The sequence below is a fragment of the Streptomyces sp. NPDC050085 genome, from assembly GCF_044460595.1.
In the GTDB taxonomy this organism is placed as follows: Bacteria; Actinomycetota; Actinomycetes; order Streptomycetales; family Streptomycetaceae; genus Streptomyces.
The window spans coordinates 184,542-206,485 of sequence record NZ_JBITJZ010000005.1 but is presented as its reverse complement, the minus strand read 5'-3'; the positions used below and the strand labels follow the sequence as shown (position 1 = coordinate 206,485).

19 protein-coding genes and 1 pseudogene are annotated in these 21,944 nt (G+C 72.7%); 9 read left to right on the top strand and 11 right to left on the bottom strand.

The window, feature by feature from the left end; genetic code table 11:
• Window positions 1–12: 12 nt before the first annotated feature.
• The 3 genes from ACIBUY_RS20580 to ACIBUY_RS20570 form a co-directional block, all read right to left on the bottom strand.
• Window positions 13–1,194, bottom strand: coding sequence for an acyl-CoA dehydrogenase family protein (locus tag ACIBUY_RS20580; RefSeq protein WP_365561561.1), 1,182 nt, complete (start codon window positions 1,192–1,194; stop codon window positions 13–15).
• A 5-nt stretch (window positions 1,195–1,199) separates the two neighbouring features.
• Complete coding sequence (locus tag ACIBUY_RS20575) at window positions 1,200–2,369, bottom strand: CaiB/BaiF CoA transferase family protein (RefSeq protein WP_399153277.1); 1,170 nt, start codon at window positions 2,367–2,369, stop codon at window positions 1,200–1,202.
• Window positions 2,370–2,484: 115 nt separating this feature from the next.
• Complete coding sequence (locus ACIBUY_RS20570; RefSeq protein WP_399153276.1) at window positions 2,485–3,396, bottom strand: LysR substrate-binding domain-containing protein; 912 nt, start codon at window positions 3,394–3,396, stop codon at window positions 2,485–2,487.
• 87 nt (window positions 3,397–3,483) lie between these two features.
• On the opposite strand from ACIBUY_RS20570, the gene ACIBUY_RS20565 reads away from it, so the two are divergent.
• Window positions 3,484–3,918 (top strand): hypothetical protein, encoded by a 435-nt coding sequence (locus tag ACIBUY_RS20565; RefSeq protein WP_399153275.1) that lies wholly within the window; start codon window positions 3,484–3,486, stop codon window positions 3,916–3,918.
• Here ACIBUY_RS20565 and ACIBUY_RS20560 read toward each other — a convergent pair.
• Window positions 3,915–6,089, bottom strand: coding sequence for an acyl-CoA dehydrogenase (locus ACIBUY_RS20560; RefSeq protein ID WP_399153274.1), 2,175 nt, complete (start codon window positions 6,087–6,089; stop codon window positions 3,915–3,917). The two genes, ACIBUY_RS20565 and ACIBUY_RS20560, sit on opposite strands and share 4 nt — an antisense overlap.
• A gap of 277 nt (window positions 6,090–6,366) precedes the next feature.
• Between ACIBUY_RS20560 and ACIBUY_RS20555 the strand changes: the two genes are divergently transcribed.
• The 5 genes from ACIBUY_RS20555 to ACIBUY_RS20535 all read left to right on the top strand — a co-directional run bounded on the left by ACIBUY_RS20555 (window position 6,367) and on the right by ACIBUY_RS20535 (window position 12,133).
• Window positions 6,367–8,109 (top strand): MFS transporter, encoded by a 1,743-nt coding sequence (locus tag ACIBUY_RS20555; RefSeq protein WP_365561548.1) that lies wholly within the window; start codon window positions 6,367–6,369, stop codon window positions 8,107–8,109.
• A gap of 161 nt (window positions 8,110–8,270) precedes the next feature.
• Window positions 8,271–8,939, top strand: coding sequence for a class I SAM-dependent methyltransferase (locus ACIBUY_RS20550; RefSeq protein WP_365561546.1), 669 nt, complete (start codon window positions 8,271–8,273; stop codon window positions 8,937–8,939).
• 22 nt (window positions 8,940–8,961) lie between these two features.
• Window positions 8,962–9,999 carry an N-acetylmuramoyl-L-alanine amidase gene (locus ACIBUY_RS20545; protein ID WP_399153273.1) on the top strand — a complete coding sequence of 346 codons (1,038 nt, stop codon included), beginning with the start codon at window positions 8,962–8,964 and terminating at the stop codon, window positions 9,997–9,999.
• Window positions 10,000–10,126: 127 nt separating this feature from the next.
• Window positions 10,127–11,008 carry a hypothetical protein gene (locus ACIBUY_RS20540; RefSeq protein WP_399153272.1) on the top strand — a complete coding sequence of 294 codons (882 nt, stop codon included), beginning with the start codon at window positions 10,127–10,129 and terminating at the stop codon, window positions 11,006–11,008.
• Window positions 11,009–11,122: 114 nt separating this feature from the next.
• Window positions 11,123–12,133: an LLM class F420-dependent oxidoreductase gene (locus ACIBUY_RS20535; RefSeq protein WP_399153271.1), complete on the top strand. Its 1,011-nt coding sequence runs from the start codon at window positions 11,123–11,125 to the stop codon at window positions 12,131–12,133.
• Between the two features lie 20 nt (window positions 12,134–12,153).
• Here the strand turns inward: ACIBUY_RS20535 and ACIBUY_RS20530 are convergent, their stop codons facing one another.
• Entirely contained in the window at window positions 12,154–12,699 is a 546-nt protein-coding gene (locus tag ACIBUY_RS20530; RefSeq protein ID WP_365561999.1) for a hypothetical protein, read from the bottom strand.
• A 140-nt stretch (window positions 12,700–12,839) separates the two neighbouring features.
• Between ACIBUY_RS20530 and ACIBUY_RS20525 the strand changes: the two genes are divergently transcribed.
• Entirely contained in the window at window positions 12,840–13,136 is a 297-nt protein-coding gene (locus tag ACIBUY_RS20525) for a hypothetical protein (protein ID WP_365561537.1), read from the top strand.
• 190 nt (window positions 13,137–13,326) lie between these two features.
• Here the strand turns inward: ACIBUY_RS20525 and ACIBUY_RS20520 are convergent, their stop codons facing one another.
• Genes ACIBUY_RS20520 through ACIBUY_RS20510 form a run of 3 tightly spaced genes read right to left on the bottom strand, consistent with a single transcriptional unit; the run spans window position 13,327 to window position 16,522 of the window.
• The gene (locus ACIBUY_RS20520; RefSeq protein WP_365561534.1) at window positions 13,327–14,400 is read right to left on the bottom strand and encodes a prenyltransferase; all 1,074 of its coding nucleotides are present in this window, start codon (window positions 14,398–14,400) and stop codon (window positions 13,327–13,329) included.
• Entirely contained in the window at window positions 14,397–15,146 is a 750-nt protein-coding gene (locus ACIBUY_RS20515; protein WP_365561531.1) for a class I SAM-dependent methyltransferase, read from the bottom strand. Before ACIBUY_RS20515 ends, ACIBUY_RS20520 begins: the two co-directional genes overlap by 4 nt.
• Window positions 15,140–16,522, bottom strand: coding sequence for a glycosyltransferase family 4 protein (locus tag ACIBUY_RS20510; protein ID WP_365561528.1), 1,383 nt, complete (start codon window positions 16,520–16,522; stop codon window positions 15,140–15,142). The genes ACIBUY_RS20515 and ACIBUY_RS20510 overlap by 7 nt, the downstream gene beginning before the upstream one ends.
• 172 nt (window positions 16,523–16,694) lie before the next feature.
• On the opposite strand from ACIBUY_RS20510, the gene ACIBUY_RS20505 reads away from it, so the two are divergent.
• Window positions 16,695–17,339 carry a TetR family transcriptional regulator gene (locus ACIBUY_RS20505; RefSeq protein WP_365561525.1) on the top strand — a complete coding sequence of 215 codons (645 nt, stop codon included), beginning with the start codon at window positions 16,695–16,697 and terminating at the stop codon, window positions 17,337–17,339.
• Window positions 17,340–17,485: 146 nt separating this feature from the next.
• Window positions 17,486–18,007 (top strand): annotated as a pseudogene (locus ACIBUY_RS20500) (LuxR C-terminal-related transcriptional regulator); the annotation flags it as partial.
• Here ACIBUY_RS20500 and ACIBUY_RS20495 read toward each other — a convergent pair.
• From ACIBUY_RS20495 to ACIBUY_RS20485, 3 genes are read right to left on the bottom strand one after another with little or no spacing between them, the layout of a single operon-like run.
• Window positions 17,930–19,897 carry an ATP-binding cassette domain-containing protein gene (locus ACIBUY_RS20495; protein WP_399153270.1) on the bottom strand — a complete coding sequence of 656 codons (1,968 nt, stop codon included), beginning with the start codon at window positions 19,895–19,897 and terminating at the stop codon, window positions 17,930–17,932. The pseudogene ACIBUY_RS20500 and the gene ACIBUY_RS20495 overlap by 78 nt on opposite strands.
• Window positions 19,894–21,687, bottom strand: coding sequence for an ABC transporter ATP-binding protein (locus ACIBUY_RS20490; RefSeq protein WP_399153269.1), 1,794 nt, complete (start codon window positions 21,685–21,687; stop codon window positions 19,894–19,896). Before ACIBUY_RS20490 ends, ACIBUY_RS20495 begins: the two co-directional genes overlap by 4 nt.
• Entirely contained in the window at window positions 21,684–21,815 is a 132-nt protein-coding gene (locus tag ACIBUY_RS20485; RefSeq protein WP_365561520.1) for a SapB/AmfS family lanthipeptide, read from the bottom strand. Before ACIBUY_RS20485 ends, ACIBUY_RS20490 begins: the two co-directional genes overlap by 4 nt.
• Window positions 21,816–21,944: the final 129 nt, after the last annotated feature.

Below are 21,944 nucleotides of genomic sequence, written 5' to 3'. Positions count from 1 at the left end.
AGGGCGAGGCGATTAACGGAAGGCCGCGTGCCCGGTGAGCGCCTGGCCGAGCGCAAGGGTGTGCATCTCGGTCGTGCCTTCGTACGTGAGCACGGACTCCAGGTTGTTGGCGTGGCGGATCACCGGGTACTCCAGCGAGATGCCGTTCGCGCCGAGGATCGTGCGGGCGGTCCGGCAGATCTCGATGGCCTCGCGCACGTTGTTGAGCTTGCCGAAGCTGATCTGGGCCGGGTGGACGCCGGCCGGACTGTCCTTGAGGGCCGACAGGTGCAGGGCCGTCAGGGTCGCCTTGTGCAGCTCCAGCGCCATGTCGACGAGCTTCTGCTGGGTGAGCTGGAACCCGGCGATCGGCTTGCCGAACTGCTCGCGCTGCAGGGCGTATTCGCGCGCGCACTGCCAGGCCGAGCGGGCGGCGCCCGTGACGCCCCAGACGATGCCGTAACGGGCCTCGTTCAGGCAGGTGAGGGGTGCGCCGACGCCGCGGGCCCCGGGCAGTTGGGCGGACGCGGGCAGACGTACGCCGTCCAGGACCAGCTCGCTCGTCACCGACGCGCGCAGCGACATCTTGTGCTTGATGAGCGGCGCCGAGAAGCCCGGGGTGCCGGTGGGGACGACGAATCCGCGTACGCCGTCCTCGGTCTGCGCCCAGACGACGGCGACGGCCGCGACCGAACCGTTCGTGATCCACATCTTGCGGCCGTCGAGGACCCAGTCCTCGCCGTCGCGCCGGGCCCGCGTCGTCATCGACGCCGGGTCGGAGCCGTGGTCCGGCTCGGTGAGGCCGAAGCAGCCGATGGCCTCGCCCGCGGCCATCCTCGGCAGCCACTCCTGCTTCTGCTCCTCCGAGCCGAAGCGGTGGAGGGCGAACATGGCGAGGGATCCCTGGACGGAGACGAAGGAGCGCAGACCGGAGTCGGTGGCCTCCAGTTCGCGGCAGGCGATGCCGTACGCGCGGGCCGACATCCCGGCGCAGCCGTAGCCCTCCAGGTGCATGCCGAGCAGCCCCATCTTGCCGAAGTCCCGGGCGAGTTCGGGGAGGTTCGGCAGCTCACCGCTCTCGAACCAGTCGGCGATGTGCGGCTCGACCTTGTCGTCGAGGTACTGGCGCACCGTGTCGCGCACGGCCCGCTCCTCGTCGGTGAGGAGGGCTTCGAGGTTCAGCGGGTCGAGGGCGTCGAGAGCGGGGAACGGCATGGGGTTCAAGCTCCTTGCTGCGTCAGGGTGTTGTGCTGACCGAGGGTGGGCGGTGCGGTGCGCACGGAGGGCCGTACGCCGTTGAAGCTGACGGGGAAGGCGACCTGGCGCAGCGGGCCCGCGACCGGGTGCTCGACCTCCTGGACGATGCCGAGGGCCTCGGTCTGCGGGCAGGCGTAGACCTCGTCGAGGTGCCGGATGGGCGCGACGGGCACCCCTGCGGCCTTCAGCGCGTCGCACCACTCCCCGACCGTGCGCCTGGCGAGGACATCCGTCAACTGGGCATTCAAAGCAGCCCTGTTGGCGACGCGGGCGGCGTTCGTGGCGAAGTCCGGGTGGTCGGCGAGGGCGTCCAGGCCGAGGGCCGTGCACAGCTTGCGGAACAGGGCGTCGCTGCCGACCGCGATCACGAAGTGGCCGTCGGCGGCCTCGTACGCCTGGTACGGGACGAGGCTCGGATGCCCGGAGCCGAGGCGCGTCGGGCGCTCGCCGGTGGCGAAGTGGGCGGTGGCCCAGTTGGCGTGCAGGGCGAGCTGGGTCTCGTACAGGGACGTCGTCACGTACTGGCCGCGCCCGGTGCGGGCCCGCTCGACGAGGGCGGAGGTGACCCCGATCAGCCCGAAGAGGGCCGCGCCGAGGTCGCCCATGGCGAACCCGGCCTTGACGGGCGGCCCGTCGGGCTCGCCGGTCAGGGACATCAGCCCGGCGGCGGCCTGGGCGACCATGTCGTACCCGGGCTCGTCGCGCAGGGGCCCGGTGTCGCCGAAGGCGGAGATGTGCAGGACGACGAGACGGGGGTAACGGGCGCTCATCTCGCGGTAGTCGAAGCGGCCGGCCAGCGAGCTGCCGGGCCGGAAGTTCTCGACGAGGACATCGGCGTCGGCGAGCATCCGGTGCACGGCGTCCTGCCCCGCGGGGGTCTTGAGGTCGATCGTCACGGACCGCTTGTTGCGATTGGCGGCCAGGTAGTAGGTGGCGTCCTCGCCCTGGAACGGCGGGCCCCAGCGGCGCGTCGGGTCGCCGCCCTCGGGGTGCTCGACCTTGGTCACGTCGGCGCCGAGATCGGCGAGGGACATCGTGGCGTACGGGCCCGCGAGGATCTTGGACAGGTCGACGACCCTGATCCCGGCGAGCGGGGCGGCGGTACCGGGACGGTCGGGCAGCGGCTCAGGCATGACGATCACTCTGCCCGCGGGATTAAGTGCTGTCCAAGACCGATTCCGGCACCCAGTGAGCGGCTGTGCCACATAATCAGTGGGCGTCCATGTAAGTCCATGTAAGTCCATGTAATCAGTGGGCGTCCACGTAATCAGGGGGCGTCGGCAGCACCCGCTCGGCCACGTCCAGTACGGCGGCGAGGGCGGCACTGTCGTTCCCGGTCCGCCAGGCGAGAGCGATGGGCAGCACCGGCACGCCCTCGCCGACGAGCGGCCGGAAGACGACGTGCTCCAGGTGGATCGAGCGCGCGGACCCGACCACGACGGCCACGCCGACGCCCGCCCCGACGAGGGCGAGCAGGTTGTACGAGTCCGGGGCCTCCTGCGCGATGCGGGGCGCGAACCCGGCGTCGTGGCACCCCTGCACCATGGCCTCGCGCACGGCCGAACCCCGCGCCACGGGAAAGGTGACGAACCGCTCGTGCTGGAGCTCGGCGAACGTGACCCCGTCCTGCGCGGCCAGCCGGTGCCCCTCGGGCAGGGCGCACACGAGGCTCTCCGCGCGGACGACCCGGGCGGTGATCCCGCGTCGCACGGGCAGCGCGGCGACCCCGAGGTCGATGGTCCCGTCGGTGAGCCGGGCCAGGGCCTCACCGGTGAAGATCTGCCCCTCCAACACCAGCTCCACGCCGGGGAGTTCGGAGTTCACGGCCCGGGTCAGGGCGGGCAGCGCGGAGTAGGCGCTGGCCCCGCCGAAGCCGACGGTGACCCGGCCGGTCTCACCGAGGTGGGCGGCGCGCACGGTCCTGCGCAGCGTCTCGGCATCCCCGAGCAGCCGCCGCGCCGGCTCCACGAGCGCCTGCCCCGCGGGGGTCAGCCGGACGCTGCGGGTGGTCCGGTCGAACAGCCTGACCCCGAGGTCGCGTTCGAGCAGCCTGATCTGCTGGCTGAGCGGCGACTGAGCCATGTGCAACCGCTCGGCGGCCCGCCCGAAGTGCAGTTCTTCGGCGACGGCGACGAATCCGGCGAGGTGTTTGAGCTCCACGGGCGGGACGATACGTCGCCGGGGGCGGGACGGGGCCGGACGGCGACCCGGGACCGAGCCCTTGCGGCGGCCGAGGCCCTGGTCTCGATGGAGAACGGGTCGGGGGACGACTACGCGGTCGTCTTCGGCCCGGCGGGCGTCTACATACGGGTCTTCAGCCACGAGTCGCCGATGAGCCCGTACGGCGACGACGGGGAGCAGCCCTGGCCCGGCGTCCTCGACACCGTTCCCACCGTCTTCCGGCCGTACGTGGACGAGCCCGCGTTCACCGACGACGGGATGCCGCGCGTGACGGCCTGCCTCTGGCGGGAGACCGGTGACACCCGCTGGCACACCGGGGACATCGCCTTCCCCGACGGCGGGGAGGACGCCGACGGGGCCGACTGGCTGCTCGAACTGCTCGGCGAGCCGACCCCGGAGGCGTTCCGGGCCTGGGCGGAGGACTATTACGAGACGCCGGTCGACCTCGACGCCGTGCGCCGCGTCTACGCGGAGGCAGGGGTGCCGACCCGGGCCGGCTAATCCCGCGGCAGGCCCAGAATCCGCTCCGCCACGACGTTCAGCTGCACCTGCGTCGTGCCGCCCGCGATCGTCAGGCAGCGGGACAGGAGGAAGCCGTGCAGGGCGCGCTCGCCCGGGCCCTCCCTCAACGCGCCTGCGGGGCCGAGGAGTTCGAGGGCGAGTTCCGCGACCTTCTGCTGGTGCGGGGTCTGCACCAGCTTGCGTACGGACGCCCCCGCACCCGGCTCCTCGCCCGCCACCTGCTGCATCGTCGTCCGCAGCCCGATGCAGCCCAGGGCGTGCGCCTCCGTGGCGAGCGCGCCGATCCGGGCCCGGTAGGCGCCGTCCAGGTCTCCGGCCCGGGCGATGAGCGCTTCGAGGCCCGTGTCGAAGGTCAGCTGGTCGGCCATGTGGACCCGCTCGTTGCCGAGGGTGTGGCGGGCGACCCGCCAGCCGTCGTCGACCTCGCCGACCACCGCGTCCGCGGGCAGGAGGACGTCGTCGAAGTAGACCTCGTTGAAGAGGGAGTCGCCGGTGATCTCGCGCAGCGGGCGGATGTCGATGCCCTCGGTGTTCTTCATGTCGACGAGGAAGTAGGTCAGGCCCTTGTGCTTGGGGGCGTCGGGGTTCGTGCGGGCCAGCAGGATGCCGTGGTCGGCCCACTGGGCGGCGCTCGTCCACACCTTCTGCCCGTTGATCCGCCAGCGGCCGTCCTCGGTGCGTTCGGCGCGGGTGCGCAGGGACGCCAGGTCGGAGCCCGCGCCGGGTTCGGAGAACAGCTGGCACCAGAGCAGTTCGCCGCGCAGGGTCGCCGGGAGGTAGCGGTCGCGCTGGCCCTGGGTGCCGTAGGAGATGAGCGAGGGGACGACCCAGGTGGCGATGCCGAGGTCACTCACCTTGACTCCGGCCGCCTTCAACTCCTCCTGGACCGCGAGCTGTTGGACCGGTCCGGCGCCGAGTCCGTACGGGGCGGGCAGGTGCGGCGCCGCGTATCCGGTGGGCGCGAGGGCGCGGCGCGCGGCGGCCGGGTCGAGGCCGCGGGCCCCGTCGATCGTGGTCCTGGCCCGCTCCCGGTGGGCGTCCGCGGCGGCGGGCAGCGCGAACCGGAGCTCGCGCCTGGCTCCGGCCTCGGCGAGGCGGACGGCCCGCAGGCGGTGCGCGTCCCCGGCGCCGAGCAGCTGCCGGGCGACGACGGCCCTGCGGAGGTAGAGGTGGGCGTCGTGCTCCCAGGTGAAGCCGGTCCCGCCGAGGATCTGGATGCAGTCCTTGGCGCAGCCGTACGCGGCGTCGAGCGCGGCCCCGGCGGCGAGCGCGGCGACCAGGCCGCGCACCTCGGTGCCCTCGTCGCTCAGGGCGCGGGCCGCGTCCCACACGAGCGCGCCTGCCTGCTCGACGCGGACGAGCATGTCGGCGCAGAGGTGTTTGACGCCCTGGAACTGTCCGATGGGCCGCCCGAACTGCTCGCGCACCTTGGCGTGCTCGGCCGCGGTGTGCAGCGCCCAGGCGGCGCCCCCGCAGGCGTCGGCGGCGAACAGCACGGCCGCGAGGTCCCGGACGAGCGTGCCGTCCACGGCGAGCACCCGGCCGGCCGGGACGGCGGCGCCCGACGCGGTGACCTCGGCGGTGGGCCTGGTCGGGTCGGCGCTCTCGTGGGCGCGTACGGAAAGGCCGGGGGTCTCGGCGTCGACGGCCATCCAGACGACGCCGTCGGCGCTCTCGGCGGCGAGGACGAGGAGGTCCGCGTCGGCGCCGGTCAGCACCGGGGGCGCGGCCCCGTCCAGGATCAGCCCCTCGGGCCCGGCGACCGCGCTGAGCCCGCCGGGCCCGAACGCCACCGCCGCGATCCGCCGCCCGTCCGCCACCGCCCCGGCGAGCTGCCCGAGCCCGGCCCGCCGCAGCACCTCCGCGGCCAGCGCGCTGCCGAGGTACGGACCGGGCAGCGCGGCCCGGCCCGCCTCCTCGACGACCACCGCGAGGTCGAGCAGGGTCCCGCCCCCACCGCCGTACGCCTCGGGAAGGTGCACGCCGAGCAGGCCCTGTCCGGCGAGCGCGTCCCAGAAGGGCGGGCGGTGGCCGGGCGCGGCCGGGGCGTCGAGCAGTTTGCGCACCTCGTCGGGCGGCACGGCGCGCGCGATCCAGCCGCGCACGGCGTCCGCGAGTTCCCGCTGTTCCTGCGTGATGGCGATCCCCATGCGGCGCACGGTAGAACACGTTCCAGTAGAGCGGAAGAGCGAATCTGACGGCAAGTCAGAATCGACCACGCCACGACCACGCCACGACCGCGCCGTGATCTCGCCGCGACCTCAGCACGAGCCACGTAATGAAAAGGTCAAGGTTTCCGTTCGTACGACGAACGTCGGAATAGTCGCCTCGGGAAACAAGTTCGGATTACGCGCAACCTGCCCGCACACCGCCCGCACACCGCCGTGCACGCGACCCCCGAACCCCGCCTTCCGGAGGCCCTCCGTCATGTCCCAGCCGACGACCACCCCCCGCCGAACAGGCGGCGTCGTCCCCGTCCTCGCCTTCGCCGGCATCGTCGTCGCGGTGATGCAGACCCTGCTCGTGCCGGTCATCAAGGACCTGCCCGAACTGCTGAGCACCGCCCCGTCGAACGCCACCTGGGTCATGACCGCGACCCTCCTCGCCGGCGCCGTCGCCACCCCGATCATGGGCCGCCTCGGCGACCTCGCGGGCAAGCGCCGGATGCTGCTCACCAGCCTCGCGATCATGGTCGTGGGCTCGCTGATCTGCGGCTTCACGGACAACCTGCTCGTGATGATCGCGGGCCGTGCCCTGCAGGGCTTCGCCATGGGCGCCATCCCGCTCGGCATCGGCCTGATGCGCGACATGCTGCCGCCCGAGAAGCTCGGCTCGGCCATGGCCCTGATGTCCTCCTCCATCGGCGTCGGCGGCGGTCTCGCCCTGCCGCTCGCCGCGCTCGTCGCCCAGCACGCCGACTGGCACGCGCTGTTCTTCGGCGCCGCCGGCCTCGGCGTCGTGTCGATCGCCCTCACGCTCGCCTTCGTCCCGGAGAGCCCGCTGCGCGCACAGGGCACCTTCGACGTCGCCGGAGCCCTCGGCCTCTCCCTCGGCCTGGTCCTCTTCCTCCTGCCGATCACCAAGGGCAGCGACTGGGGCTGGAGCAGCGGCACCACGCTCGGCCTGTTCGCCGCGGCGCTCGTCGTGCTCGTCGCCTGGGGTCTGATGGAGCTGCGCCTGAAGGCCCCGCTCGTCGACCTGCGCACCACGGCCCGCCGCGAGGTGCTGCTCACGAACCTGGCCTCGATCATGGTCGGCGTCGCGTTCTACGCGATCTCGCTCGTCCTGCCCCAGCTGCTCCAGCTCCCGTCCGCCACCGGCTACGGCCTCGGCCAGTCGATGGTCGTCGCGGGCCTGTGCGTGGCACCGCTCGGCCTGACGATGATGTTCACCGCCCCCGTCTACGCCCGCCTGTCCGCCCGCTTCGGCCCGAAGGTCACCCTGATCCTCGGCATGCTGATCATCGCGATCGGCTACGGCGCCGGACTCGGCCTGATGAGCGCGGCCTGGCAGACCATCATCATCTCGGTGGTCGTGGGCGCGGGCATCGGCCTCGCGTACTCCTCGCTCCCGGCGCTCATCATCGGCGCGGTGGACCCGTCCGAGACGGGCGCGGCCAACGGCCTCAACACCCTGATGCGCTCCATCGGTACGTCGGTGTCGTCGGCGGTCATCGGCATGGTCCTGGCCAACACCGCGAACCACGTGGGCGGCGTCGCGATCCCGACGATGCACGGCTTCCGCGTCTCGTTCCTGATCGCCACCGCCGCCGTCGCGGTCGGCGTCCTGCTCGCCCTGTTCCTCCCCAAGCGCCGGGTCGCCGCCGTGCAGCAGCAGACGCAGCTGCGCGCCTCCAGCGAGGAGGACGCGAACCTGGCCCGCGCCGAGGAGGCGCTCGCGCACTTCCGCGGCCAGGTCCTGGACCCGGCGGGCGAGCCGGTGGCCCACGCCAAGGTCACCCTCATCGACCGCCGCGGCCGCCAGGCGGGCGCGGCCCTGACCGACGCCGAGGGGCACTACGCGCTCGCGGTGCCGGCCGGCGGCTCCTACGTCCTCGCGGCGACGGCGGCGGGGCACGCCCCGCGCGCCTCGGCCGCCACGCACCACGGCGAGGACCGTCCCGTGCACGTGGACCTGGCGCTCGAGGCGGTGGCCGAGCAAGTCCGGTAGCCGGAAGGCCGGAAGGCCGGTCGAGAGGGCTGCGGGCAGCCCTGACACGAAGACGCACCGCGCATCTCGCGCGGTGCGTCTTCGTCGTTCCTCATGCCTTGCTCTTCCGAACACCTTGCTCTGGGGGGTGAGCGGCGGGGCGCCCGGCCGCGTACGGCAGCATGAGCGTCATGACCACCACAAGCCGCACTCCGCACGCCGACGTCCTCGCCGCCTTCGAGAAGGCCAAGGGCTTCATGCCGCTCGGCGAGGGCCTCGCGCTGTACGCCGCCGCTGCCGGGGCCGCGGAGCTCGGGCTGCCGCTCCTGGAGGTCGGCACGTACTGCGGGCGCTCCACGATCCTGCTCGCCGACGCCGCCCGCACCGCCGGCGTCACCGCCCTCACGGTCGACCACCACCGCGGCAGCGAGGAGCAGCAGCCCGGCTGGGACTTCCACGACCCGGAGACGGTCGACCCCGAGCTCGGGATCATGGACACGCTCCCCACGTTCCGGCGCACGCTGCACGCGGCGGGCCTCGAGGACCACGTGGTCGCGCTCGTCGGAAGGTCCCCGCAGGTGGCGAAGGTCTGGGGCGGGCGGCTCGGCCTCGTCTTCATCGACGGCGGCCACACCGACGAGCACGCGAACGCCGACTACGAGGGCTGGGCCCCGCACGTCGCGGACGGCGGCCTGCTCGCCATCCACGACGTCTTCCCCGTCAAGCACGACGAGTGGACCGGGCAGGCCCCGTACCGCGTGTACCAGCGGGCCCTCGCGTCCGGCGCGTTCACCGAGGTCTCCGCACACGACTCGTTGCGCGTCCTGCGCCGAACAGGAGCGGGGATCTGAGGGCGCGGTTAAGGTCGAGCACGTGTCGTACGTAGGCCCGGACCCCGATGACTTCGATGACTTCAACGACTTCTACCGCGACGACGACCCGCAGCGCGGACGCGGCGGCCGTCGGTTCGGCGGTCGCCCCGTGCTGGTCGCCTTCGCCGCGCTCGTCCCGACGGCGCTCGCGGCCTGGCTGGTGTGGCAGGTCGTGAGCGGCCCCGGGGACAGCGCGCCGCCGAAGGTGCTGCCGGCCCCCGCCCAGTCCTCGACGTCGTCCTCGGGAACGCCGTCGGACGCCAAGGAGCCGACGAGCGCGGCCCCTTCCACGTCGTCCTCGTCGCCCTCGAAGTCGCCCTCCACGACGTCGAAGAAGCCCACCACACCCGCGGGCGGCGGCTCGGGACCCCTCAAGGGCAAGGTCGTGGTGATCGACCCGGGTCACAATCCGGGTAACTTTCGGCACACGGCCGATATCAATCGTCTCGTGAACGTCGGCAACGGCAGCAAGGAGTGCGACACCACCGGCACGTCCACCAACGGTGGTTACACGGAAGCTCAGTTCACGCTCGACGTGGCCCGTCGTCTGCGCACGATCCTCGAACAGCAGGGCGCCACCGTGCAGTTGACGCAGAACGGGGAGCGGGCCTGGGGCCCCTGCGTCACCGAGCGCGCCGCGATCGGCAACGCGGCGAAGGCCGATGCCGCGATCTCCCTCCACGCGGACGGTTCCGCCGCCGGAAACCGCGGCTTCCATGTGATCCTTCCCGCATCCGTGCACGCGGGCGCCGCGGACACCCGTCCGATCGTCGCTTCCTCGCGCGCACTCGGCGAGCGCGTCGCGGGCAAGTTCCTGCAGGTCACGGGCGAACCCCCGTCGAACTACGTCGGCGGCGGCACCGGCCTCGACACCCGCTCCGACCTGGGCGGACTCAATCTGTCGAAGGTGCCGAAGGTGTTCATCGAATGCGGCAACATGAGGGACGCGCAGGACGCGGGCCGGCTGACCTCCGGCTCCTGGCGGCAGAAGGCGGCGCAAGGCATCTCTGAGGGAATCGTGAGTTTCCTGCGCGGGTAACTGTCAGCCTGTGGATCTCGGCAGACACCTGCAACTCGCGGACGATAGTGTCCCTCGTACGATGAGGGGCCACCCCCGCGCATGGCGCCGCCTCCTCCGATGACGAGACGACTGAGAAGGACCTGAAGTGAATATCCGCTCCCTCACTCGAGGCGACGGCGTGGTGATCGGAGCAGCGGTGTTGCTGTTCATCGCCTCGTTCCTCGACACCTTTGACGGCAACGGCGACGACAACCCGAGCGCCTGGTCCAACGGCAACCTGCTGATGAGCGTGTACCTGCTCGGGATCATCGGCGCGGCGCTCGTCGTCCTCGGCCGCGCTGCCGGGAGCCGCAAGGTCGTCGGCCTCGACCTGGGTACGGTCGGCGTCGCCTTCACCGTCGCCGCCGCGTGGAGCTCGCTCGGGGCGATCTTCGACACGGACCAGTCCTACGGGATTGTCTTCAAGAACCTCGGCGGCGGTTCCTCGTCGCCGGACGCCGGCGTCGGCCTGATCCTCGGCCTGATCGCCGCCCTGGTCCTGGCCGGTGGCGCCGTCGCCACCGCCCTGGTCCCCGCGCTCAAGGCCCCGCTCATGGGCGCCCCGCGCCCCGCGCAGCCGCAGCCCTACGGCGGTCAGCCGCAGGGTGGTTACGGGTACCCGGGCGCCCAGCAGCAGCCGGGCCAGCCGTACGGCGGCCAGCCCGGTCCGGGTCAGCCGGGCCAGCCCGGTCCCGGTCAGCCGTACGGGGCGCAGCCGCAGCAGGCCGCCGCTCCGGCGCCGGGTCCCGTCGCGCCGCCGCAGGGCGGCTCGGCGCCGCAGGGTCCCTCGGACTTCTCCCCGTTCTGGTTCGCCGTGCCGGTGCCGCGTCCGCTGTACGCGGAGGACGGTTCGCCGACGCCGATCGCCGAACTGGCGCCGGGCACCTGGTACTTGGCCGTCGAGCAGCGCGGCCCGGGCCTCATCGCCCAGACGCAGGACGGCCGTCGTGGCGTCCTGCAGGACACGACCGGGATCCAGCGCGGCTGATCACCCGCGTTCCCCAAGGCCCCTCACCCGTCTTCCGGGTGGGGGGCCTTTCGCGTACAGTCGCCCGACGAACCTGAACTGACGCACTGTCAGATCTGTTGCGAGGGGGCGTACGTGCGGCTCGGCATCACACTCGGCTACTGGGGTCGCGGACCCAACCCCGACCATCTCCAACTCGTGCGCGACGCCGAGGAGTTGGGCTACGACTCGGTCTGGACCGCCGAGTCCTGGGGCAGCGACGCCTTCACTCCGCTGACCTGGTTCGCCGCGCACACCTCGCGCATCCGCCTGGGCACCGCCATCGCGCAGATGGCCGCCCGCTCCCCCACCACGACCGCCATGCACGCCCTCACCCTCGACCACCTGTCGGGCGGCCGGATGATGCTGGGCCTCGGGCTTTCGGGGCCGCAGGTCGTCGAGGGCTGGTACGGGCGGCCGTTCCCCAGGTCACCGCTCACCGCCACCCGCGAGTACGTCGACGTCGTACGGCAAGTGCTCAGGCGGGAAGGGCCCGTCGAGGTCGACGGACGGTTCCACGCGCATCCGTACCGGGGCGAGGACGGGACCGGGCTCGGCAAGGCCCTCAAGCCCATCACGCACCCGCTCCGCGCCGATCTGCCCATCCTGCTCGGCGCCGAGGGGCCGAAGAACATCGCGCAGACGACGCGGATCGCGGACGGATGGCTGCCGCTGTACTGGTCGCCGACCCGTACCGACGTCTACGAGGCGTCGCTGACCGAGCTGCCGGAGGGCTTCACGATCGCGCCGATGACCCGGGTGCAGGTCTGCGACGACATCGGCGAGGGCCTGCTGCCGGTCAAGGCCATGCTCGGCTTCTACATCGGCGGCATGGGGCACGCGACGCGCAATTTCCACGCGGACCTCATGGCGCGGATGGGATACGAGGACGAGGCGCGGCGCGTCCAGGAGCTGTTCGCCGAGGGGCGGCGCGAGGAGGCCGTGCTCGCGGTGCCGGACGCGTTCGCCGACGAGATCTCGCTCGTCGGCCCGCGGGAACGCATCGCCGAGCGCCTGGAGTTGTGGCGGAAGGGGCCGGTCACCGATCTGCTGGTGATGGCCCCTGATCCGCACACGCTCCGGGTCCTGGCGGAGCTGAACTCCTGAAGTCCTGAACTCCTGAACTCCTAAGAGCCCTTGGCCAGTTCGGCCGCCGACGGGACCTTGTTCGTGACCTCGGCGCCCGCGTTCTTGCCCGCGTCCTTCACGTTGTTGATGATGTCGTCGAAGGACGAGGCGACCGAGTCGACGCCGTCGCCCTTGCGCAGCTTGCCCGGCAGGTCCTTGAGCGAGTCGATGCCGGCCGCGAGCGGGGCGACCGCCTTGGCGAGCAGCGGATCGCCCTCGGCGTTCTTCACGGCGGCCTTCAGCCGGTTGTACGTGAGTGCGCCCGCGAGGCCCGCCTTGACCAGGGCCACCTTGCGGCCGCCGGCGTCGGACTTGAACTTGCCGGCGCGCCAGGGCTTCACGATCCACTGGTACGTGGCCCCGGCCGCGATGCTCGCGTTGGCCACGAACCGGGTCTTGGCGAACTTCTGCCGCTCGGCCGAGCTCGTCGGGGTGGCGGACGCGTCCTTGTCGTCGCTGCCGCACGCGGTCGTACCGGCGAGCAGGGCGGCGCACACGAGCACGGCCACGACGAGGCGTCGCAGGGGAAGGGGGAAGCTGAGCACCACGGGTACCTCCGGGGCGGGGTCTGCACTTCTGGCAGCCTCACCCCGCCCGGGCCGCTGCGCCACCCGGGCGAGCCCGTCCGTGTCCCGGCGTGCTTCCCGGCGCGTTTCCCGGCCGGAATCCGGGACACCCGCTCGGTATGTCTCCGAATAGGCACTACCGAGGCACCAGCGAAGCGGGCCGGGTCGTCATGATCGTCGCGGACGTCCTGGCCCTCATCCTGGGGCTGTGGATCCTGATGTATCTGCTGGACGCGAACCGGGCCAACGACCTGGTGCAGTTCGTCCACGACGCGGCGGCCTGGCTGGCGGGCTGGTCGCACGACCTGTTCACGTTCGACGAGGAGTGGGCACGCGTGGTCGCGGGCTACGGCCTGGCGGCGGTGGTCTACCTGTTCGTCGGCCACGCGATCGCGAACCGGCTGCGCAGGTACTGAGCGGGCAGGGGCCCTAGGGCGTGTCCGCAAAGTCCCTTCTGCCGTCCGACGCCTGGCACGCACTCTCGCCGCACCGGGCGTAAGGCCAAGTACATCCAGTACGAGGCCTTGCACCCGGCACACCGAGAGCACGCACCAGACGCCGCCCGGCCCGCCCTCCGGGCGGACGAAGGGACTTTGCGGACACGCCCTAGCCGCAGCAGTCGGGCTCGACCCCGGACGGCAGGGACTCGCCGCCGAACACCTGGCACGTGGCCTCGTCTCCCCCGAGCGCGGCCACGGCCAGCAACACGGACCCGGCGGTCCACGTCGTCAGCTCCTCGGGCCAGATCGCCCGGTCCTCGAAGACGTAACCGGTCCAGTACAGGCCGCTGCGGGGGTCCCGCAGGTGCTGGATGTCCTGGAGGATCGTGAGGGCCCGGTCGGACTCGCCCGTCGCCCACAGGGCGAGGGCGAGTTCGGCGCTCTCGCCGCCGGTGACCCACGGGTTGGGCACGACGCAGCGCACGCCGAGGCCGGGGACGACGAACTTCTCCCAGTCCGCCTCGATCCGGGCCTTCGCCTCGGCGCCGCGCAGGGCGCCGCCGAGCACCGGGTAGTACCAGTCCATCGAGTAGTGGCTCTTGTCGAGGAACCGCTCCGGGTGGCGCCGGATGGCGTGCCGCAGGGCGCCGAGCGCCAACTCCCAGTCGGGCTGCGGCTCTTCGCGCTGTTCGGCGATGGCAAGCGCACACCGCAGGGCGTGGTGGATGGACGAACTCCCGGTCAGGAGCGCGTCGTTGACGATTGTCCCGTCCGGGTCGCGCTTCCAGCCGACCTGCCCGCCGGGCTGCTGCAGCCGCAGCACGCACTCGACGGCGGCGTACACGACGGGCCACATGCGGTCCAGGAACGCGTCGTCGCCGGTGGAGAGGTAGTGGTGCCAGACGCCGACGGCGACGTACGCGACGAAGTTGGTCTCGCGGCCGCGGTCGGTCACGTCGTCCGGATCGCCGTCGTGGTAGGCGGCGTACCAGGAACCGTCCTCGTTCTGGTGCCGGGCGAGCCAGTCGTAGGCGCGCTCGGCGGCCTCGTGCTCGCCGGCCACGTCGAGCGCCATGGCGGCCTCGGTGTGGTCCCACGGGTCGAGGTGGTGGCGGCGGAACCACGGGATGGCGCCGTCCGGCCGCTGCACGGCCAGCAGGCCGCGCACCGTCCGCGCGGCCTGATCCGCCGTCAGAACGCCGTCGAGTACGAGGAGTTCGGTCCGCTCGGGGCTGCTCACGCAGTGGCCTCTGCAGCCATGTCGGACGTGGGCAGGTGCGGCTTGGTGGCATAGGCGACGAAGCTCTTGCCGACGACCGGGTTCAGGAGCTGCTCGGCGACCCTGGTCAGCGCGGGCTTCTTCATGATGTCCCAGACCAGCAGCTTGTGGTACGCCTTCACGGGCAGCGCCTTGTCGTTGTCGACGCCGAACGCGCACTTGAGCCACCAATAGGGCGAGTGCAGGGCGTGCGCGTGGTGCGTGCCGTACGGCTTGAGGCCCGCTTCGCGCATCTTGCCGAGGAGTTCGTCGGCCTTGTAGATACGGATGTGGCCGCCCTCGACCTCGTGGTACGCATCCGACAGCGCCCAGCAGACCTTCTCGGGCCCGTAGCGCGGCACGGTGACGGCGATGCGCCCGCCAGGCTTGAGCACCCGCACCATCTCGGCGAGGACGCCCTTGTCGTCGGGGATGTGCTCCATCACTTCGCTGATGATGACGACGTCGAACGACTCGTCGGGGAAGGGGAGTTGGAGCGCGTCGCCCTCCATCGCGGTGGCGGTGGCGCCGGCCGGGGCCTCGCCGGCCTCCTTCATGGCGGCGAACCACTTGGCGACCTCGGCGATCTCCTCCGCGTTCTGATCGAGCGCGACCACCTGTGCCCCGCGCCGGTAGCACTCGAAGGCGTGCCGTCCTGCCCCGCACCCGAGGTCCAGGACGCGGTCGCCCGCGGCGAGCGGGAAACGGGTGAAGTCGACGGTCAGCACGTGGCCCTGCTTTCCTGAGGGGTTTCCTGAGGGTTCTTCTGGTGAGGTCGTGAGGCGGAGGTGCCGGCGGGTGCCTCGTCCATGGCGGCGCGGTACAGGTCCGCCGTGCCCTGGGCGGCGCGGGCCCAGGTGAAGCGGGCGAGGACGCGGGCGCGGCCCGCGGCGCCGAGCCGGGTGCGCAGGGCGCGGTCGCCGAGCAGCCGGTTCAGGGCGGTGGCGAGGGCGCCGGGGTCGCCGGGCGGCACCGCGAGGCAGGTCTCGCCGTCGGGGCCCGCGACCTCGGGGATGGCGCCGCCGGTGGTGGCGACGAGCGGGGTGCCGGTGGCCATGGCCTCGGCCGCGGGCAGCGAGAACCCTTCGTAGAGCGAGGGGACGCAGGCGATCTGCGCCGAGCGCACGAGGTCGACGAGCTCCTGGTCGCTGATGCCCTTGACGAAGTCGACGGCGCCCTCGAGTCCGTACCGCTCGATGGCCGCGGCGACGGGTCCGTCCTCGGCCCGCTTGCCGACGACGACGAGGTGCGCGTCGGGCTGCTCGGCGCGCACCTTGGCGAGCGCCTCGACGAGGAACACGAGGCCCTTGAGCGGCACGTCGGCGCTGGAGGTCGTCACGATCCGGCCCGGCACCTCGGCCACGGCCGGATTCGGCGAGAACAGGTCGGTGTCGGCGCCGATGTGGACGACGCTGATGCGGTCCTCGCGCACCCCGAGGTCCTTGACGATCTCGGCGCGGGAGGTGCCGGAGACGGTGAGCACGGACGGCAGGCGGCGCGCGACGCGCTTCTGCATGCGCGTGAACGCGTACCAGCGGCGCTTGGACATCCGCTGCTGCCAGGTCTGCGCGGCGTCGAGCTCCAGCTGCCGGTCGACGGTGATGGGGTGGTGGATCGTGGTGACGAGGGGGGCGCCGATCGCGGCGGGGCCGCCCAACAGCCCGTATCCGAGCGTCTGGTTGTCGTGGACGACGTCGAACTCGCCGCGGCGGGCGCGCAGATGGCGGCGGGCGCGCAGCGAGAACGTCAGGGGCTCGGGGAAGCCGCCGGTCCACATGGTGCCGACCTCGAGGGCGTCGATCCAGTCGCGGTACTCGTCGCGCTTCGGGGTACGGAAGGGGTCGGGGCTGCGGTACAGGTCGAGGCTGGGCAGCTCGGTCAGCGAAAGCCCTTCGAGGCCGTCGAGGCCCTCGTCCAGGACCGGGTAGGGCTGGGAGCCGATGACCTCGACGCGGTGGCCGAGTCGGGCCAGCTCACGGGAGAGGTGACGGACGTACACACCCTGGCCCCCGCAGAACGGGTTGCCCTTGTATGTGAGGAGAGCGATGCGCAACGACTCCGCGGTCACTCCAGGCCACCCTTCTCTCCTGCTTACCGTGGACATCCCAGGCTGTCCGTGGACCCTACGTGGGGACGCTAATCTAGAACAAGTTTCAGACTTGATCGTTCAATGAGCACCGAATCTACCGGCAGGTAGCCAAGCTGTGGCCGGTGGAACGGGTGATTCACGCCACGGCCTGGACCACGGGACACGGGACGGACACGGAAGCGAAGCGATGACAGCTCCGGACGCCAGAAGCAGCACCGGCAGCACCACTCAGAGCGGCCCCGCGCTCACCGAGCGGCAGGAGGCGCGGCGCCGCCGCATCCTGCACGCGAGCGCCCAGCTGGCGGCGCGCGGCGGGTTCGACGCGGTGCAGATGCGCGAGGTCGCCGAGTCGTCCCAGGTCGCGCTCGGCACCCTGTACCGCTACTTCCCGAGCAAGGTGCACCTGCTGGTCGCCACCATGCAGGACCAGCTCCAGCACATGCACACGACGGTCCGCAAGCGGCCGCCGTCCTCGGACGCGCCCGCCGAGCGGGTCGCCGAGACGCTGATGCGCGCCTTCCGGGCCCTGCAGCGCGAGCCGCACCTGGCGGACGCGATGGTGCGCGCGCTCACCTTCGCCGACCGCAGCGTCAGCCCCGAGGTCGACCAGGTCTCGCGGCAGACGACGGCGATCATCCTGGACGCGATGGAGCTCGACGATCCGACGCCCGCGCAGCTCTCCGCGGTCCGCGTCATCGAGCACACCTGGCACTCGGCTCTCATCACGTGGCTGTCCGGCCGGGCGTCGATCGCCCAGGTCAAGATCGACATCGAGACGGTGTGCAAGCTCATCGATCTGACGGCGACGCCGGAGAAGCGCCCCTCCTCGTAAAACGGGAAACCGCCCTTCCCCGTCACAAGGGGCGCACCAGCGCGCTCCTGTGCGCCCCCCTGACCCTTGATGGCCAGTTCTGCGAGTCCGCATCGGGGAACCCGCCGGTTGAATTGTTCGCGTACGGAACGAAGCAACCGGGGCAGATGGCTGGGGAGGGGACAGATGTGATCCGGGTACTTCTCGTGCACGACTTCTGTCTCATGCGATCGGCACTGGCGGAACGTCTCGCCAGGGAGCCGGACTTGGAGGTGCATCACACGTCGTGGGGCACGGCCCCCGGGAAGGCGGGCGCACTCACTCCGCACCTGTGCGTGGCCGACCTGGACTGCGAGACGAGTTACGGGATACCGCCACTGGGCGAGTTACGGTGCCCGCTGCTGGTTCTGGCCACGGCCGGCAGACCAGGGCTGCTGCGGCGGGCCGTCGAGGCGCAGGCGCTCGGCTACGTGGACCGGGACAGTCCCGTGGAGCGGCTGCTCACCGGCATCAGGCAGGTGGCCCGCGGGCAGCGCTTCGTCGACGACTCCCTGGGGTTCGGATTTCTGAAGGCCGCTCAGAATCCCTTGACCAGGCGGGAGTTGAGCGTGTTATCGCTCGCCGCCGAGGGGGCGTCGGTCTCCGAGATCGCGCACAGCCTTCACTTGTCCAAAGGGACGGTGCGCAACTACATGGCCGCCATCACCCGCAAGATCGGCGCCCGCAACCGCATCGACGCGATCCGCATCTCCCAGGGCGAGGGCTGGCTGTGACGCAGCATCAGGTGCGTCAGATGCATCAGTTGCGTCAGATGCGTCAGATGCGTCAGGCAGGTCCCACGCGCCGACCAGGTCGCGGTAGAGCGGCGAGCGGGTGAGCAGGTCGCGGTGGCGGCCGCAGACGGTGCGCGGGCCGTCCACGACGAGGATGCGGTCGGCCCGGCGGGCCGAGCTGATCCGGTGGGCGACGACCACCAGCGTTCCGCCGGGCCGCGCCGCGAACGCCCGCTCCGCACGCGCCTCCGCCGCCGGGTCGAGGTGGCACGTGGCCTCGTCGAGCACCGCAAGCGGCGCGGCCGAGAGGTACGCGCGGGCCAGCGCGACCAGTTGCCGTTCGCCCGCCGAGAGGGCCGCCGGGTCGAGCGGGGCGTCGGGCCCGCCGACCCGGTCCAGGAGGGGGCCGAGGCCGAACAGGTCGACGGCGGCGCCGAGTTGGGGCTCCGGTACCGGGTCGGGGCGCAGGTAGCCGAGGTTGGCGCGGAGCGTGCCGCCGAAGACGTACGCCTCCTGCGGGATCAGCACGCGCTGTCCGACCGCGTCGGGCGCGCGGGCCGGGCGTCCGTGCACCCGGATCTCCCCCGCCCCTGGCACGAGCAGCCCGGCGGCGAGGCCCGCCAGGGTCGACTTGCCGATGCCGCTGGGGCCGACGACGGCCAGATGGCCGCCCTGGGGGACGACGAGGTCGAGGCCGTGCAGCACCGGGTCGGCGTCGGGGCCGTACGCGAAGGTGAGGGAGGTGATCTCCAGGGCCGGGGCCTGAGCCTGGGCTTGGGCCGGGGCCTGGGGGCGCGACTCGGGATGCGGCTCGGGATGCAGCTCGGGTCGTGCCGGGCTGGGCAGCAACTCCCCCGCAGAGGGCGCGTGTTCGTCCTCGTACGCCATCAGCCTGCGCAGCACGACCACCAGGCGGGAGCCGCCGGTGCCCAGGCCGTGGATCAGGCTGCGCAGCGCGGGCAGCAGGGACTGCGTGACGTAGGCGATGGCGCCGACCAGGGCGCCGGGTGTCACGCCGCGGGCCAGGGTCCAGGGTGCCGTCACCAGGAGGAGCAGCAGCGGGAGTTGGCCGCCGACGGCGAGGGCGAGCACGCGGGGCACCGACCACCGGGCGAGGGTGCGGGAGGCCCGCCACTCGCGGTCGACGAGGGCGCCCGCGCCCGCGGCCGTGGGCTCCTGTGCCCCGGCCGCCGTGACGTCCCGCAGGCCCGCGCACACGGTGGCCAGGCGGGTCGAGACGGCCTCGTCGGCGATCAGGAACGCCTCCTGGCCGCGGGCCAGCGGGCGCAGCGTGGCGAGGAACAGGGCGAGGCCCGCGACGAGCGGCGCCGCGACCACGAGCAGCAGTGCGGGGGCGAGCGAGACCAGGCCGACCAGGGCGCCGATCGCGATGAACACGAAGGACCGGGACACCATGACGAGACCGGCGAACGTGTCGCGGGCGATCTCCACCTGCTGGGTGAGCCGCGACACCGCTCCCCCGTCGGCGTCCCGCACTCCGCGGGCGACGACGTGGCGCACGAGGACGTCCCGCAGCGGTTCGACGAGCTGGGCGACGGCCGCGTAGACGCGTGCCGTGCCGAGGGCCCCGGCGGCGACGCCGAGCACGGCGACGCCGAGCCAGAGCAGTCCGGTGTCCCGGCGTCCGGCGAGGAAGCCGTCGTCGAGCGCGCGGGCGAGGGCCTGGCCGAGCAGGAACGTCTGGCCCGTCTCCAGGAGCGACCAGCCGAGCAGCCGCGCGACGACCGTGCGCCGCCGCCGCAGGAAGCGAAGGCCGCGCCGGTACGTGCCCGGTGCGGGACTCATCCGGCCTCACCCGCGTCCCCCGCGAACACCGCCCGGTAGGCGGGGTCCTCCCACAGCCGCGCGTGCGGGCCGACGGCCCGGATGCGGCCCGCGTCGAGCCAGGCCACCGCGTCGGCGCGGGCCGCCGTCGTGGCGCGGTGGGCGATGACGAGGCGTGTGGTGCCCGGGGCGTGCCGGAGCAGGGACGCGGCGATCTCGCGTTCGGTGATCATGTCGAGGCTGGAGAGGGCGTCGTCGAGCACGAGGAGCCGCCCGCCGTGCGCGAACGCCCTTGCCAGGCCCAGGCGTTGGAGCTCACCGCCGGACAGCGGCACGTCCGCGCAGGGGGTTGCGTACCCCTGCGGGAGGCGGCGCACGAAGGTGTCGGCGCGGGCGGCGCGGGCCGCGGCGACGAGCCGGTCCGTGGAGGGGGCGGGCGCGCCCAGCGTGATCGTGTCGGCGAGGGTGTCGCCGAGCAGCGTGGGGCGTTCGAAGGCGTAGCCGATCGCGGCGCGCAGGGCGGTGCGGCTCAGCTCGGGCAGGGGGATGCCGTCGAGGAGGACGGCGCCGTGGTCGGGGTCGGCCAACCGGCCCGCGAGGACGGCGAGTTGGGACTTGCCCGCGCCGGAGGAGCCGACGACGGCGAGGGTGCTGCCCGCCGGGACGGTCAGGTCGACGCGGTCGAGGACGGTGCGCCCGGCATGGCGGACCGTCACGGCTCGCAGCTCCAACCGGCCGCCCTGGGCGGGGAGTCGGGAGGTCCCGTAGTGCGGCGCGGGTGTGTCGAGGACCTCGCCGAGGCGCCTTCCGGCCGTGCGGGTGCGAACCAGGGCGGAGAGGTCGCCGACGAGCGCGCCGACGCCGGTGGCGAGGACGGCGTAGCGGGAGGCGGCGAGCAACTCGCCCACGGACAGCTGGTGTTGGAGGACCAGCACACCGGCCGTCGCGATCACCGCGATCTGCAGCAGCGGCGCGAGGGTCACGGCTCCCGCGCTCGCCCGCCCCTGCACCCGCCACATCCGCAGCCCCTGCCGGGTCAGTTCGGGCAGCGGCTGGAGGATGCGGTCCTTCTCCTTGTCCTCGGTGTGCGCGGCGGCGACGGTGCGGGCGCCGCCGATCGCCTCGGTCAGGCGGGTCGCGATCTCGCCCTGGGCGCGCAGGTACGCGGCGACGCAGTCGGACGAGGCCCGCGCGAAGGCCCGGAGCAGCAGGACGAGGGCGGGTGCGCCGACGAGGAACGCGACGGCGAGCCGGACGTCGGTCAGGCCGAGGGCGACGATCGCGCCGAGCGGTGTGACGAGGGTGGCGAGCAGCGCGGCCACGGTCGCGGGGGCGGGTCCGGCCTGCCCGGTGGCGCCGACGAGCCGTGCCACGAGGTCGCCCGCGGGGAAGCGGGCGGTGACGGCGGGGCCCGCGTCGAGGACGTGGCGCACGCCGCGGTGGCGCAGCCAGGCCGTGGTGCGGGCGTTGGTGGTGCCGGCGAGGACGCCGTCCAGGCAGTCGAGGAGGGTGACGCCCGCGACGAGCGCGGCGCTGATCAGCAGCCAGTGGCCCGCGCCCGCGCCGAACGAGTCGACGACGCCCGCGGCGTGGGCGGTCAGCAGGGCGTCGAGGGTGCGGCCGAGCACGTACGGGAGGAGCAGGCCCGCGCCCGCGGTGGCGGTGGTGAGCAGGCACAGGAGTGCGCACCGGGCGGCGCTGTGCCGGATCGCGGCGCGCAGCAGCGCGTCGCCCCCGGCGCCCTCGCGCGGGGCGCATGGGGCGGGCCCGCCCTCCAAAGAGGGAGGGCCCGCGGTGCTGCTGTCCGTCACAGACACAGGAGCGTGCTGTGGGAGCTGTGCTTGTCGCAGAGGAGCAGGCTGACGTTGCTGCCGGCGTCGCCGCCGCCACCGCCGTCGGTCTCGTCGGCTTCCAGGTTCTGCAGGTCGAGAAGTGCCATGGTGTGCTTCCCTTCGTCTGGGCTTTCCGTGTTCTTCGTGTTGCCCGTGTTTCCCGTGGTTTCCGTGTTTCCAGTGGTTCCCGTGGGGACGGGGGTGTGCGGTTGTGACACGACTCCGGTCGGTGCCGG

Bases quoted from the DNA above. Each gene is read 5' to 3' on its own strand.
- ACIBUY_RS20525 (WP_365561537.1), top strand. From the start codon at position 12,840: ATGTCTCCGAATAGGCACTACCGAGGCACCAGCGAAGCGGGCCGGGTC.
- ACIBUY_RS20555 (WP_365561548.1), top strand. From the start codon at position 6,367: ATGTCCCAGCCGACGACCACCCCCCGCCGAACAGGCGGCGTCGTCCCC.
- ACIBUY_RS20575 (WP_399153277.1), bottom strand. From the start codon at position 2,369: ATGCCTGAGCCGCTGCCCGACCGTCCCGGTACCGCCGCCCCGCTCGCC.
- ACIBUY_RS20510 (WP_365561528.1), bottom strand. From the start codon at position 16,522: ATGTCCACGGTAAGCAGGAGAGAAGGGTGGCCTGGAGTGACCGCGGAG.
- ACIBUY_RS20580 (WP_365561561.1), bottom strand. From the start codon at position 1,194: ATGCCGTTCCCCGCTCTCGACGCCCTCGACCCGCTGAACCTCGAAGCC.
- ACIBUY_RS20505 (WP_365561525.1), top strand. From the start codon at position 16,695: ATGACAGCTCCGGACGCCAGAAGCAGCACCGGCAGCACCACTCAGAGC.
- ACIBUY_RS20485 (WP_365561520.1), bottom strand. From the start codon at position 21,815: ATGGCACTTCTCGACCTGCAGAACCTGGAAGCCGACGAGACCGACGGC.
- ACIBUY_RS20550 (WP_365561546.1), top strand. From the start codon at position 8,271: ATGAGCGTCATGACCACCACAAGCCGCACTCCGCACGCCGACGTCCTC.
- ACIBUY_RS20565 (WP_399153275.1), top strand. From the start codon at position 3,484: ATGGAGAACGGGTCGGGGGACGACTACGCGGTCGTCTTCGGCCCGGCG.
- ACIBUY_RS20560 (WP_399153274.1), bottom strand. From the start codon at position 6,089: ATGGGGATCGCCATCACGCAGGAACAGCGGGAACTCGCGGACGCCGTG.
- ACIBUY_RS20495 (WP_399153270.1), bottom strand. From the start codon at position 19,897: ATGAGTCCCGCACCGGGCACGTACCGGCGCGGCCTTCGCTTCCTGCGG.